Here is a 12,787-nt window from a genome sequence, read left to right on the forward strand (position 1 = left end):
CAAGCACGAGCGCTCTCAGCTAACACTTCCCGGTACGTTATAGCTGTGCTTTCGCCTGGGGAGTTAGGAGACTTTATGGATCACGCAAGCTTTGCCGAAATTTGCCTCCATCAGCTAAAAATGTCCGGCGTACATGAAGGCGAAAAACTCGTCGTACTGACCCAGGGCAGCGAACGCCTTGATTATGCGGATGCCTTTATGGCGGCGGGGCAGCGTTTAGGCGCCAATATGTACCACATGCGGTTACCCGCGCCGTTACCTACCGGTGGCTGGGCCGTGGGAGCAACGGGGCTTGCAAGCATGCCCGATGCGGTGGAAGCGCTTAAAAACTGCGACATGTTGATCGATTGTATTTTCCTGCTGTTCTCTCCTGAACAAATGGCGATCCAAGCCGCGGGTACGCGCATATTGACGGCGGTTGAACCGCCAGAACTGCTGGCCAGAATGTTGCCCACCAAGGAGCTAAGGGAAAAGGTCGAGCTGGCCGCCGCGCTGCTGGAAAAAGCCAAAGTGATGCGCATCACCTCGCCCCACGGCACCGATGTCACCTACCAACTGAATACTTATGAGACGGTTGCTGAGTATGCCTGTACCGACGAACCGGGGCGTTGGGATCATTGGCCCTCTGGCTTTGTATTCACCGGCGGCGATGACGATGGCGTTGATGGCACCATTGTGGTGGCGCCGGGCGATATTCTGCTACCTCAAAACATGTATGTCAGAGAACCGATTACCTACACCATTGAGAAAGGCTGGATTACCGATATACGTGGCGGCCTGGATGCGGAGCTGGTGAAATCCTATATGGATAGCTTTAACGACCCGCGCGGCATGGGCATGAGCCACGTAGGTTGGGGCATGAACCCTAATGCCAAATGGCACCGCATGGTGCCGGGAGAGTTCCCGGGTGGCATGGGGATGGAACCACGCAGCTTCTATGGCAACGTGATGTTCTCCACCGGCCCGAACAGCGAGCTGGGCGGGTCTAACGATACTGCCTGCCATCTGGATATTCCCATGCGCAACTGCTCGCTCTTCCTGGACGATGAGCCCATCGTCATTGATGGCGATATCGTCGTTAAAGAGCTGCAAATGGACAAAAATTAAATCTTTGATAGCCATGATATTGATGAAAGTCCCTGCTTAGGGGCTTTTAGGCTGCTAACAAAGTCAAAGTGTATTTTTGAGAACTGATCCAGCATCTAAAAACTACTCAAATAGGGCGATTTTTTAAAATCTGAGGCACCCAATCGGGTGCCTTTTGCGTTTCTGGGTGGGAGGAGGGGGTAGAGCTCTTCCCACTCTGCCGTTTCCAGCTCGCTGCTCGTGACGGAAGAGCATCCATTAATGAAGCTTGCGCTATCGAGCTGGACAGGCTCATTGGGTAGAAGCACCCTCGATGTCGGTAATGGCTTGGCGGATTTGCTCCAGGATCACCGTTGTGGCCATCGGTAGTGGACGATCAGCGGCGACGCACAGCGATAGGTGTGACCTGACTTGGCGATGGTCAGTCAGTACGTTAAAGGCGAGTTCCTGTTGTTCGACTTCTCGGGCAATGTCCAGGCGCGTTAAAAACGCAACGCCCAACCCTGATCGTGCTAAGGACTTGATGGACAGAATGCGGTTGCAATGTGCCAGGGTGGAAAATTGTAGATCGGTCGTGTCCAGCAGCCTTTGCAGTGTGGAACCAGCAAACATCTCGGTATCCGGCCGAATCAGCGGGAAGGGTGTGCAGTCTCGCAGTTTAAGAGATGGCTTTTGAGCGAGCGGGTGGCTTGGCGCAACAACTGCGCCAAAGGAGAGGTTAACTTTTTCAAAAAATCTTACTTTTCGTGTGGGTGGTGCGTTCATGCAAATTCCGATATCTGCCTCACCCGTTACAACCTGTTCCAGGATATTAGCGGTGACCCCCGTACTAATGACGAAGCGCACCCTCGGAAAGCGTTGACCAAAGCGATGCAGGACTTCTGGAAGAACCCGGTCAGTCATCGACTCGATGGTTGCAATACGGATTTCTGCACTGCCCGCTCCTCTGATGTCCCCCAGATAGCCCACCAATTGACGCTCATCGCGCTGCCACTGGCGCACCTGATAGAGAATGATTTCACCTGCGGGAGAGAGTCTCATGCCACGTGGCATGCGTTCGAAAAGGGGTACCCCCAACTCATCTTCCAACTTCAGGATCTGTCGATTGACGGCCGAAGCAGCGACATGCAAGTGGTCTGCCGCCTTGCGTAATGACCCGTGACGAGCCACCTCTTCGAAATAGCGTAAAGACAACAGAATTAATGACATCTGTGATGGCCCCGTATGGCTGGTCAAGAATTTAGGCGTTTAACTGTAGCATTTTTGGCAACAGTGGTGTCGAAAATTGGTTATAGACCAGTACGGTAGGAGGTGCATAAGATAAGGCCATTGCTTGTGACGCCGCTTTACAGGGGAGGTGTAGGTCACAGACATGAGGGCAATGTAACGGGATCATTCACAAGGGTAATGACTGATGACAGGCAAAAGATTGACGTCCATTCTGACCGTCGAGGCTATGGCAAGTGAGTGCATTTCGGCGCAAAAAACTGGAATAAATAAAATAAAGGCTTGGCCAATGAGGAGCTTATGATGGCTCAGTCACCTCACTTCTTTTGGCGGATTGCGCGCCAGTCAGGGGCCGTTGTCTCGATCCTGTTTGTCCTGCTGATCTGGACGCTCTTCTCAGCGCTGAACATTATGCCGCAGGCGATTCTGCCTTCACCGGCCTCCGTCTGGTCCGCGACAGTCGAGATGGCCGAGAACGGTACACTTGGCCGCGACCTCACTGTGTCGATGTCACGGGCGACGATAGGATTTTCGATTGGCACCAGCCTTGGCGTGCTAGTCGGGCTGCTGACTGGGCGTATGGCGCTGATGCAGGTGCTACTAGCTCCGGCGTTAACACTGCTACGCCCGATCCCCGCTATTGCTTTGGTTCCATTGGCCATTGTTTGGTTCGGCATCGGTGAAGGCTCAAAGTATTTCGTTATCAGCTATACCGTGTTCTTGACCGTCTGGTTCAACACCCATCATGGGATGCAGTATGTGCCCGACATCTATCTGCGCGCGTCGCGTTCACTTGGTGTGTCGCGGGCACGCGAATTCCTGACCGTGATTATTCCTGCCGCTGCGCCTTATATCCTGGCCGGAATTCGACTGGGTGTCGCTTTGGCCTTTCTCAGCCTTGTCGCGGCAGAGCTTTCGGGGGCCTCTTCAGGGATTGGCTATCGCTTGCAAGAGGCACGGCAATATATCCGCACCGACCGTATGTTCTCGCTTCTTATCATTCTAGGCATTCTAGGTGCGGTGGCGGATGTGATCGTCCAGCGCATCGGCCAACGCCTGGTCCACTGGCAGCAGGGGTGATCGCCATGACAAAGCAAGTAACCCAGGGCCATGTCTGTATAGACGATCTGTCCATCACCTTTGACGTACGTGGCGGCTCGATGGTCGCGTTGGCGCCCACCTCGCTGGAATTGTCGCCGGGCAGCTTTACCGCGCTGATTGGTCCGTCGGGCTGCGGCAAGTCGACGTTGATGAATGCGGTTGCGGGCTTCGTGCCTGCCACCACCGGGCGTATTACCATCGACGGTGCGCCGATCAACGGTCCCTCGGATAAGGTCGGCGTAATCTTTCAGCAGTATGCGCTATTTCCCTGGTTCACTGCGCTCGATAACGTGCAGTTCGGGCTGAAGCGACTGAAACTGTCGAAATCTGAGGAGCTCGACCGTGCCCGCGCCGCCATTGCCGAGGTGGGACTGGAGGAACATGCCCAAAAGTACCCACAGGAGCTTTCCGGTGGGATGAAACAACGCGTTGCCATTGCCCGTACCTTCGCCTTCGGGCCGCAGGTCATGCTGATGGATGAGCCCTTCGGAGCATTGGATGCGCAGACCCGGCTGGTGATGCACGACCTGCTGCTGAGAATCTGGGAAAAACACAAGGCAACAGTGCTGTTCGTTACCCATGATGTGGACGAGGCGCTGATTCTGACTGATGACATCCAACTAATGTCTTCGGGGCCGGGAAGGATCATCAAGCACTATCCGTTGGCCGAACCGCGCCCGCGCAAGCTCAACCGCGACAATGTTCATCTGCTGGAAACCCGCGATGAGATCATCGCGCTTCTACATCAATCCCACTAAATGAGGTTAACCATGCGCTTTCTGAAACCTGTTGCCGCCGCCGCTGCGTTCCTGATTCCACTGCCGGTCATGGCGCAAGATATCGTTTTCGGCTGGAACCCCAACCCCTCAACTCCCCAGGTTGATGTTGCAATGGCCAACGGCTATTTCGAGGATGCCGGTCTCAATGTGAACATTGTTCCCTTCGTTTCCGGGCGTGAGGCTTTCGAGGCACTGCTGGGTGGGCAGGTGGATGTAGCTTTCATGGCCGAATTTCCTGCGGCCACCGGCATTCTGACCAATCAGCCTTTTGCTATTGTCGCCGATCTGACCCGTTATCAGGGCATGCGCATCATCACCAAAGATGAGCCGCTGGACTCGGTCGCCGACCTGGAAGGTAAACGGATCGGTACGTCCATTGGCACCAATACTGACTTTTACTTATCGAACGTACTGGCATCCGAGGGTGTCGAGGCTGAGATTGTTAATGCTGCGGCCTCTGACTTGGTAGCGGCACTAGCACGCGGCGATGTGGATGTCATCGTGCCTTTCCCCACCTATTATGGCCCCGCCGCTGAGACGCTTGGTGATAGCTATCAGGAGTGGCGAGCCCCCGGATACCAAACCCACTATGTTTTGGCTGTAAACGCCGACATGAGGGAGGAAAAATCCGCTGCCATAGAGGATTTCCTCGGCGCCCTGGTTCGAGCGAATGCGGAGGTCGCGGCTGACCCCGAGGCGGCAATGGACGCTACTGCCGCTGCCATGCAGGGAATCGTCGCGTCAGAGGTGCTATCCGATCTGTGGGCCGACAGCGTTTTTGATTTGCAGTTGGACTCCGACCTAGCTGAGCTTCTGCATAGCGAGACCGAATGGATCCTATCGCAAGGAGTGATTCGAGGGGAGGTGCCGACGCTTGAGACGGTCGAATCCTTCTTTGATCCTGCGCCCCTTAGTGAGGTAGCACCTGAGGCGGTCGATCTTGATTAACGCATGCCCTCTGCCCCTCACGCCGCCTGCCGAATATTGCTGGAGCCCTTATGATTGATCTTCGCAAAGCTTTTGAGACAGGCGGTGCACTGATTCTTGCCCCCGGTTATTTGCTGCTGGATAACGGCCCCCAGCCGGGCAAGGCGGTTCTGATACGCGAAGGGGTCTTCGCCGACATCGGCGAGTCCGAGGTATTGGTGAGGCGTCATGCGGATGCAGCGTTAGTACAGCTACCGGAGCATCTGGTGATGCCAGGCTTTATCGACACGCATACTCACCTAACACAATCGCTGGGGAAGTCGCTGGTGTTCGGTGAGCCGTCCGAAATATTTCGCCGCATCTGGGTGCCGTTGGAGGGTAGCCTGGATGAGCATATGGTCTATCTTTCCTCGAAACTCGCTGCGCTCGAATGCTTGCGTGGCGGGTTTACTGCCGCTGTCGATGCTGGCACACGCTCCGCTGGGCATATCGATAGGTTGGTCGAGGCAGCCCGCGAAACAGGGCTGCGCCTTGTTGTGGGGCAGATCTGCAATGACCTGGGCGGTGCAGCCCTGCGACCTGAGCGTGATGAAATCATCCGAATTGCCGAGGCGCATCTGGCTGCCTTCGCAGGTGACCGATTGGTTCACCCATCGCTGGCGATCTCGATGCCTGAAGTGGGTTCGGACTGGATGCTCAAGCGTATTTCGGACATGGCAGCGGAGGCAGAAGTGACCTTCCAGACCCATGTGAATGAGCATCTAGTAGCAGTAGAGCGCTCGCTAGTTGCTAATAGCCGCCGCCCCCTAGAACATCTAGACCATATCGGCGCCTTGGGGCCACAGGCGCTGATTGCGCACTCGACGCTGATCACCCCGCATGAGATGAACTTGCTGAAGGATAGTGGCACCGCCGTGGCCTATAACCCCGTTGCCTCCGTCTGGAAAGGGAATGCCATTGCGCCCGCCCTGCAGTTGCAGGCACTCGGCATCCGTTTTGGTCTGGGCACTGATGGCACGCGCGCCGATGGGTTCCGCCTGATGGATGCGGCAGAATCCCTTCAGCGCGCGGGTTATGGCCTTGCCTCGGGAGACAGTTCCTGTGGTGGGGGATGGCTATGGCTGGAAGCGGCCACACGGATGGCCGCCGATGCCGTGGGCTTAGGCGCTGTGACCGGACGAATTGCACCGGGGTTGGCCGCCGACTTCCTGCTGGTTAACCTTGAACGTCCTGAGTTCACACCGTCACATGATCTGACATGGGAACTGGTGCGTTATGGCAACCGTGACCAGATTGACGCTGTGTTCACCAATGGCAGACTGCGCCTATTGCATGGCTGGCCGGTTGATTGGGATGCCCGTGAACTGATGCGCGAACTCCGTGAGCTTGCTGTCCCGGCTATTGCCGCTGCGCCGGTCACTCGTATTCACCCTACAGCAGACAGCATACTTGCGGGGCGTTCATGACGTTATCGCTGCTAGCACTGCTGTGGGTAGTGGTGATGGTGTCCGCGATGGTGCAAGGCACTGTTGGGATCGTCTTTGCTCTGATCGTTGCACCGGTGTTTGCCATGGTTGATCCGGTCTATCTTCCGGTTACGCTTCTTGTCCTGATGTTGCCGCTCAATGCCCATGTGGCGTGGCGCGAGCGAACGGCTATTGATTGGCGCGGCACTGGCTGGATTACGCTTGGCCGTTTTCTGGGCACTTTCGCAGGGCTGGCCTTATTGCTGGCGTTGAGTGTGCGACAGATGGAGATTGCCGTCGGGCTTTTCACTATCCTCGCCGCGTTGGTTGCTCTTTTCGCGCCGCCATTTATGCCAAGCCGAACATCAACCACTAGTGTTGGCTTGTTCACCGGTATAAGCGAGACCGCGACCGGAATTGGTGGGCCACCTCTTGCACTGCTCTATCAGCACGCTCCGGGCCCACGCCTGCGTGCGACTGTTGCGGCCTGCTTTCTGATCGGAGAGGTTTTCTCGTTGATAGTGCTGGCTCTTGGCGGCAGGGTCGGCTGCGATCATCTTATCGCGGCCTCCCTATTGATTCCGGTGGTGGTTCTGGGCAGCTTTCTATCGCGTTATGCCCACGCCCACATCCCTGCGGCGCGGCTAAGAGTTGCCGTCCTCATGCTCTCGATCCTGGGCGGGCTTGTCTTGATCGCCTAATTAGGAGTAGTAGGCAGATCCTCTTGGATGATGACAATCAACTAGCGGGTTATGTGACTATCCCAACTTGCCAGTTGGTTTCGGTACTGCCCCTGCGCTTGGCTGGCGCTGACAGGGGTTAACCAAACCTGGGTGCCGGGCAAACACTGGGAAAGCGTAGCGCAGGCGATGGGGGTGAGAGCGCCTAGGCGTGGGTAGCCGCCAATGGTTTGGCGGTCATTCATCAGCACGATAGGCTGGCCGTCCGGTGGTACTTGAACTGCTCCCAGCGGAATGCCTTCAGAAATAATCCCCGTGAGTGAGCCGTGTAGGGCAGGGCCGGTGAGCCGAACGCCCATGCGGTCGGCGCGGTTATCCACTGTCCACGGCTGATTGAATGCCTGAAACAGCGCGCGACCGCTAAACGAGGCGATTTGAGAACCGAGCACGATAGGTAAGCGGCAGCCCGAAGCGGGCATCTGCGGCCCTTGGTCTTCAGGAATACGGCGCACCGCTGGAGCGGCGCCTTTCCAGGTTAACCGGTCGCCCACTTTTAGCGGTTTGCCATCTTCATGTAAGCCCCCTAACTGCTCGCGGGCAGTGCAGGCACGGCTGCCCAGCACCTCCGGCGCATTCAATCCACCAGGAAAGGCCAAATAGGCGCGCAGGCCGTGGCGCGGCTGGCGAAATACCAAGCGCTGGCCGGGCAGTAGCTTAAAGCTGGTATTGGGTGTGAGTGGCTTGCCATCCAGTTGGGCGTCTAAATCAGCGCCGGTTAGCGCCAGGCGCACTTCGCATTCGGTTTCAAAGCTCAGGCCGCCGCCCATGACGATTTCCAGCGCGGCGCTGTTTAAGGCGTTGCCCAGCAGCCAGTTGGCCCAACGAAAAGAGATCCAGTCGGCAGCACCGCCCTGGGTAACACCTAAATGACCGACGCCAAACCGGCCGGCATCTTGGATCAGCGCCAGCGGCCCCGCCTGCTTAACCACTAGCCCCTTTTGTGTTTCATTCATGGCGGCTTGGCTCATGGGCGCTCCTCCATGGGCGTGGTATCGCCACCGTCGGCTTCAAACTCTTCGCGGGAGATCGCTCTAAAGCGCACCTTGTCGCCGGGCCGAAACAGCGGCTCGCCACGTTTGGCATGCTCGAATAGCGGCACGTTGGTGCGGCCCAGAATATTCCAGCCGCCCGGCGAAAGCAGCGGATAAATCGCGGTTTGGCTATCAGCAATGCCCACGCTACCTGCTGCCACCTTGCGGCGCGGCGTTTTCAAGCGCGGCGTAGCGAGAGATTCGTCTACCAAGCCCATAAAGCCGTAACCGGGGGCAAACCCCAACGCAAACACGCAGTAATCGTGGTTGCAGTGCTGCTCGATAAGCTCGTCGACGCTCAAACCAGCGCGTTTGGCGACCAGTGGTAACTCGGGGCCCACGCTTTCGTCGTACCACACCGGGATATCGTGCAGCTCACCGGCTTGAGTATCCACAGGGGTAAGACCAGAAAGCGCCTTGTGAATAAGTTGAATCGCCTCGCTATGGGTTAACTGCTGGCAGTCGTAATGCAGCAGCAGCGTGGTGTAAGAGGGCACCAGGTCAATTAACATGCTTCCAAAGGCATTACGCAGCGCCTGATCGGCGGCGATTACCCAGGCCATATTGGTTTCGTCGATGGCGTCGAACAGGCGCACCATCAGGGCATCCATGGCGGCGGTTTCAATGCGCATTTCAATATTGGATTTCACGCCTGCTCCAGCGCCTGAAAGGCCTCGCGAATAGCGCGTACGGCGGCCACTGACTCGGGGTTGTCGCCATGAACGCAGAGCGTATCGCAGGGTAAATGCAGCGTTGTGCCGTCGAGTGCGGTGAGCGGCTCGCCTTTGGCCAGCTTGATGGCTTGATTGACGATGGTGTTCTGGTCGTGGTGTACAGCGTTAGGCAGGCGTCGTGAGGCCAAGTGGCCGTTGCCATCATAAGCACGGTCGGCAAAGGTCTCGAACCAGAGGGTAATGCCCATTTTGGCGGCCAGCTCGCGGTGCGGTTCGGGGTCCGCGGTGGACATAATCATTAACGGCAGGCTGGCGTCATACGCACGTACCGCGCGCATGACGCCTTCGAGCAGCGCCGGGTTGGCAGCCATGTCGTTGTACAGCGCACCGTGCGGTTTGATATAGCTCAGTTGGGTGCCTTCGGCTTGGCAGATGCCCGCCAAAGCTCCCACTTGGTAGAGCACCATATCTTCGGCTTCTTCCGGTGAACAGGCCATAGAGCGCCGCCCAAACCCCATCAAATCCGGGTAACCGGGGTGAGCGCCAATGCGTACGCCATTTTGAACCGCTAGTTTGACGGTGCGGCGCATCACGTGGGGGTCGGAGGCGTGGAAGCCGCAGGCGATATTGGCGCAATCGACGAAAGGCATCGCGTCGGCGTCCAACCCGAGACGCCAGTTGCCGAAACTTTCGCCCATATCGCAATTAAGCAGGGGAATGGCCATAGCGACTCCTGTGTCGATGCAGTGGGTGTGTTTGATGGGTTAGCGCTGATTGTAGTTCACCACCAATATATGAACATGGCTTGCTCAGTGCCAATCGTTTTTGGCGATACTAACTATCGGGCACTCCTATCATGTTGTTATTTATTGGAAAAAGAGTTGACGCTTGGGCACGATACGCTTATCACATTAGGAGCGTGGCGTGATAATAGCGTTGGTGACATAGCGCTGCTGGAAGTGGTCTTAAAGTTGCATAGTAAGTATTAGCGGTAGCACTGGGTAGGCCTCTTGTCAGTGTCATTACAACAGCTTTTTTTACCCCAATTAAGTCATTGGCAGGCGAGTCACTATGCTCGATTTTAAGGAACTTGAGGCGTTCGTATGGGCAGTGAGGCTCGGCTCCTTCCGTAAGGCGGCGACCCGGCTGCACCTTACTCAGCCCTCTGTTTCTGAGCGTATTTCGCGCTTGGAAACCACGCTGGGAGAGCTGCTGCTGGAGCGTGCCGCCCGGCCTATTCAGCCGACTATGCGAGGCCGCGAGTTCTTTGTGCACGCAGAGCGGATGCTGCACCAGCGTGACGAGGCGATGAAGCTTTTTGATGACGAAGAGGCGTTTTCTGCACCATTGCGGCTCGGCACGATTGAAACCATCGCCCATAGCTGGTTTCCCGAATTTATGCGCCGTTTAACCGAGCGGTATCCGCGTTTGACCATTGAACTGACGGTCGATTACTCGCCGGTGCTCAATGAGCGGCTACTGGGCAACGAACTGGATATTGTATTGGCGATGAATGGCTATTCACCGCAAAAGCAGATCGAGTACGAATCCTTGAGCCCCTATGAAATGGGCATGTTTATCTCTCCACGGCACGTCAAGCAGCTGGGCGAAAGTGCCAACACTTGGGGCAAGCAGTTGCCGTTTATTTCATTTGGTAAGCAGGCTCGACCTTATGCAGAGTTAGTGAGTTATTTGGCAGAGCAGGGAATCGCTAATCCTCGTATCCATAGCGTCAGCACGCTAATGACCATTGTACGAATGACCACCGAAGGGTTGGGGATTGGCGCGCTGCCTGTCGCTACCGTGCTGGATGAGTGGCAGCGGGGGGAGCTCTACCGTCTCTCGCTACCGGTGCCATTACCGGCCATGCACTATGATGTGATATGGCGCAACGCTAACCACCCGCGCTTTTGTCGCGGGGTTGCCCGCTTGGCCCAGCAGTGTGCCTGCAGCTATGCCCAGGCGCGCCGTGCCGACATGACAACAACACTTTTCTCCGGGCGCTGGGTTACCGCCAGCGCCTCCTCAGGTACCACCGAAGCAACACACTATTAGCACCATACTATTATTAGAAATAAGAGGGTTCTTATGATGCGCAAGACAATAACGACTTCATTGCTCCTGGCGACCGCCTGTGGTTTAACGGTGACGGCTCATGCTGCGGAATGGACGATGGCCACGCCTTACGGTGATGCCAGCTTTCATACCCAAAACAACAAACAGTTCGCTGAGGACGTGGCCGAAGCGACCGATGGCGAGCTCACCATTACCGTTCATAGCGGCGGCTCGTTGGTATCGCATGGTGAAATCAAGCCGTCGGTTCGCCGTGGCACTATTGATGCGGGTGAAGTATTCCTCTCCGTTCTTTCTAACGATGATCCCATTTTCGAAGTGGATACCCTGCCCGGTGTGGCGGGCAGCTACGACGACGCCTACGCGCTGTGGGAAGCCACCAAGCCGATGATCACCGAGCTGTTTGCCTATGAAGGGTTGATTCCGCTCTACGCCGTCACTTGGCCTGCGCAAGGTATCTATACCTCTGAACCCCTTACTGACCCAGAGCAGTTCGAGGGCTTGCGCGTTCGTGCACCCAATATTAATACTCAACGTTTTATTGATAATCTAGGCGGTAGCCCGACTGAAACCGAAGAGTCTGATATCCCTACCGCGTTTAGCACCGGGCGTGTGGATGCCATGATCACCTCAAGCTCTACCGGTAACTCTATGGCGGCGTGGGATTATGTGACTGATTACACCAACGCTCAGTTGTGGCTGCCGAAGAATATCGTGTTTATCAGTCAGCGCAGTTTTGATGGCCTGGATGAAGCGACTCAGGAGGCCCTAATGGAAGCCGCCGCTGAGGCTGAAAAACGTGGTTGGGAGATGAGTCGCGAAGATAACGACGCCAGCCTGGCTGCACTGCAAGAGAACGGTATCTCGGTTTCTGAGCCTAACGACGCTATTTCAGAGGCGCTTCAGGCGGCCGGTGATCAACTGTTTGAAGATTGGCAGTCACGTGCTGACGACGAAGCCAAACAGGCGCTGGAAAGCTACCGCGAGCAGCGCGACAGCTAAAGGCTGTTGTCATGTCTCTTACAGCGGGGGTGGTAACGCCTCCGCTGCTTTTCCCGCGTGCTTTTTCCCATGTGCTTCGTGAGGCTGCGAACATGACGTTTAAATTCGATAAGCTTTATCGCCTGGGTGCTTGGGGTGCAGCGGCCTGCATGGTCGCTATTTGCGGACTGATAGCGCTTCAGGTGACCTTCCGCCTGGTAGACGCCCTGCTGGTGCTCGTTGGCCTGAGCCGGCTGGGCATGAGTATTACCGGCGTTTCGGAAATTGCTTCTTATCTATTGGTGGGGGCGACCTTTCTGGGGTTGGCTTATACCTTTGTGCATCACGCCCATATTCGCGTGACGCTGTTGATTACCCGGCTACCGTCGGCAATTCGTGTGTGGTTTGAAGTGTTTTGTCTCATCATCGCCCTGGCGATCAGCCTAATGCTCAGTTACGGCCTCATTGGGTTGGCGAGGGAGAGCCTGCAATACAACGATGTCTCTTCAGGCTTTGTGTCGATTCCGCTTTGGATACCCCAGCTTGTGCTAGCGACCAGCGTAGGGCTGCTCTGCTTGGCGCTGGCTGAAGCCCTGTTTATGGCGCTACGGATTGCCATTCGTGATCCTGCGAGCTTTCGTGAAGCGACGGCCCCAGATGACAGCGAGGGCCACTAAATGGTGACGATCGCTATGTCTTGGC

General features: G+C 56.3%; 13 protein-coding genes. 9 read left to right on the forward strand and 4 right to left on the reverse strand.

What is annotated here, in order from left to right:
- Positions 1–75: 75 nt before the first annotated feature.
- Positions 76–1,107: a 2,5-dihydroxypyridine 5,6-dioxygenase NicX family protein gene (locus ACT3UM_RS00105; RefSeq protein WP_498894963.1), complete on the forward strand. Its 1,032-nt coding sequence runs from the start codon at positions 76–78 to the stop codon at positions 1,105–1,107.
- Between the two features lie 270 nt (positions 1,108–1,377).
- On the opposite strand, the gene ACT3UM_RS00110 is transcribed toward ACT3UM_RS00105, so the two are convergent.
- Positions 1,378–2,295, reverse strand: coding sequence for a LysR family transcriptional regulator (locus ACT3UM_RS00110; RefSeq protein WP_498894965.1), 918 nt, complete (start codon positions 2,293–2,295; stop codon positions 1,378–1,380).
- 321 nt (positions 2,296–2,616) lie between these two features.
- On the opposite strand from ACT3UM_RS00110, the gene ACT3UM_RS00115 reads away from it, so the two are divergent.
- The 5 genes from ACT3UM_RS00115 to ACT3UM_RS00135 are packed head-to-tail and all read left to right on the forward strand — an operon-like array spanning position 2,617 to position 7,287.
- On the forward strand, positions 2,617–3,393 hold the full coding sequence (locus ACT3UM_RS00115) for an ABC transporter permease (protein WP_498894967.1): 777 nt from the start codon (positions 2,617–2,619) through the stop codon (positions 3,391–3,393).
- Between the two features lie 5 nt (positions 3,394–3,398).
- The gene (locus tag ACT3UM_RS00120; protein ID WP_498894969.1) at positions 3,399–4,172 is read left to right on the forward strand and encodes an ABC transporter ATP-binding protein; all 774 of its coding nucleotides are present in this window, start codon (positions 3,399–3,401) and stop codon (positions 4,170–4,172) included.
- 12 nt (positions 4,173–4,184) lie between these two features.
- The gene (locus ACT3UM_RS00125) at positions 4,185–5,141 is read left to right on the forward strand and encodes an ABC transporter substrate-binding protein (protein ID WP_498894970.1); all 957 of its coding nucleotides are present in this window, start codon (positions 4,185–4,187) and stop codon (positions 5,139–5,141) included.
- 50 nt (positions 5,142–5,191) lie between these two features.
- Positions 5,192–6,586 (forward strand): amidohydrolase family protein, encoded by a 1,395-nt coding sequence (locus ACT3UM_RS00130; protein ID WP_498894972.1) that lies wholly within the window; start codon positions 5,192–5,194, stop codon positions 6,584–6,586.
- On the forward strand, positions 6,583–7,287 hold the full coding sequence (locus tag ACT3UM_RS00135) for a sulfite exporter TauE/SafE family protein (RefSeq protein WP_498894974.1): 705 nt from the start codon (positions 6,583–6,585) through the stop codon (positions 7,285–7,287). Before ACT3UM_RS00130 ends, ACT3UM_RS00135 begins: the two co-directional genes overlap by 4 nt.
- 41 nt (positions 7,288–7,328) lie before the next feature.
- On the opposite strand, the gene ACT3UM_RS00140 is transcribed toward ACT3UM_RS00135, so the two are convergent.
- The 3 genes from ACT3UM_RS00140 to ACT3UM_RS00150 are packed head-to-tail and all read right to left on the reverse strand — an operon-like array spanning position 7,329 to position 9,756.
- The gene (locus tag ACT3UM_RS00140) at positions 7,329–8,294 is read right to left on the reverse strand and encodes a 5-oxoprolinase subunit C family protein (protein ID WP_498894976.1); all 966 of its coding nucleotides are present in this window, start codon (positions 8,292–8,294) and stop codon (positions 7,329–7,331) included.
- Entirely contained in the window at positions 8,291–8,995 is a 705-nt protein-coding gene (gene pxpB / locus ACT3UM_RS00145) for a 5-oxoprolinase subunit PxpB (protein WP_498895652.1), read from the reverse strand. Before pxpB ends, ACT3UM_RS00140 begins: the two co-directional genes overlap by 4 nt.
- An 8-nt stretch (positions 8,996–9,003) precedes the next feature.
- Positions 9,004–9,756, reverse strand: coding sequence for a 5-oxoprolinase subunit PxpA (locus ACT3UM_RS00150; RefSeq protein ID WP_035581307.1), 753 nt, complete (start codon positions 9,754–9,756; stop codon positions 9,004–9,006).
- Between the two features lie 346 nt (positions 9,757–10,102).
- Between ACT3UM_RS00150 and ACT3UM_RS00155 the strand changes: the two genes are divergently transcribed.
- The 3 genes from ACT3UM_RS00155 to ACT3UM_RS00165 all read left to right on the forward strand — a co-directional run bounded on the left by ACT3UM_RS00155 (position 10,103) and on the right by ACT3UM_RS00165 (position 12,762).
- Positions 10,103–11,086 carry a LysR family transcriptional regulator gene (locus tag ACT3UM_RS00155; RefSeq protein ID WP_498894977.1) on the forward strand — a complete coding sequence of 328 codons (984 nt, stop codon included), beginning with the start codon at positions 10,103–10,105 and terminating at the stop codon, positions 11,084–11,086.
- Positions 11,087–11,122: 36 nt separating this feature from the next.
- The gene (locus ACT3UM_RS00160) at positions 11,123–12,106 is read left to right on the forward strand and encodes a TRAP transporter substrate-binding protein (protein ID WP_498895654.1); all 984 of its coding nucleotides are present in this window, start codon (positions 11,123–11,125) and stop codon (positions 12,104–12,106) included.
- Between the two features lie 92 nt (positions 12,107–12,198).
- A complete protein-coding gene (locus ACT3UM_RS00165; protein ID WP_498895656.1) occupies positions 12,199–12,762 on the forward strand; it encodes a TRAP transporter small permease in 564 nt (187 codons plus the stop codon).
- The last annotated feature ends 25 nt before the right edge of the window (positions 12,763–12,787 follow it).

It is taken from the genome of Halomonas sp. AOP13-D3-9, from assembly GCF_052379125.1.
Classification (GTDB): domain Bacteria; phylum Pseudomonadota; class Gammaproteobacteria; order Pseudomonadales; family Halomonadaceae; genus Vreelandella.

What these genes read in the sequence shown, in the direction of transcription:
- ACT3UM_RS00150 (WP_035581307.1), bottom strand. Translation starts at nt 9,756, where the DNA reads ATGGCCATTCCCCTGCTTAATTGCGATATGGGCGAAAGTTTCGGCAAC.
- ACT3UM_RS00120 (WP_498894969.1), top strand. Translation starts at nt 3,399, where the DNA reads ATGACAAAGCAAGTAACCCAGGGCCATGTCTGTATAGACGATCTGTCC.
- ACT3UM_RS00135 (WP_498894974.1), top strand. Translation starts at nt 6,583, where the DNA reads ATGACGTTATCGCTGCTAGCACTGCTGTGGGTAGTGGTGATGGTGTCC.
- ACT3UM_RS00165 (WP_498895656.1), top strand. Translation starts at nt 12,199, where the DNA reads ATGACGTTTAAATTCGATAAGCTTTATCGCCTGGGTGCTTGGGGTGCA.
- ACT3UM_RS00125 (WP_498894970.1), top strand. Translation starts at nt 4,185, where the DNA reads ATGCGCTTTCTGAAACCTGTTGCCGCCGCCGCTGCGTTCCTGATTCCA.
- ACT3UM_RS00160 (WP_498895654.1), top strand. Translation starts at nt 11,123, where the DNA reads ATGCGCAAGACAATAACGACTTCATTGCTCCTGGCGACCGCCTGTGGT.
- ACT3UM_RS00110 (WP_498894965.1), bottom strand. Translation starts at nt 2,295, where the DNA reads ATGTCATTAATTCTGTTGTCTTTACGCTATTTCGAAGAGGTGGCTCGT.
- ACT3UM_RS00155 (WP_498894977.1), top strand. Translation starts at nt 10,103, where the DNA reads ATGCTCGATTTTAAGGAACTTGAGGCGTTCGTATGGGCAGTGAGGCTC.
- ACT3UM_RS00115 (WP_498894967.1), top strand. Translation starts at nt 2,617, where the DNA reads ATGGCTCAGTCACCTCACTTCTTTTGGCGGATTGCGCGCCAGTCAGGG.
- ACT3UM_RS00130 (WP_498894972.1), top strand. Translation starts at nt 5,192, where the DNA reads ATGATTGATCTTCGCAAAGCTTTTGAGACAGGCGGTGCACTGATTCTT.
- ACT3UM_RS00105 (WP_498894963.1), top strand. Translation starts at nt 76, where the DNA reads ATGGATCACGCAAGCTTTGCCGAAATTTGCCTCCATCAGCTAAAAATG.
- ACT3UM_RS00140 (WP_498894976.1), bottom strand. Translation starts at nt 8,294, where the DNA reads ATGAGCCAAGCCGCCATGAATGAAACACAAAAGGGGCTAGTGGTTAAG.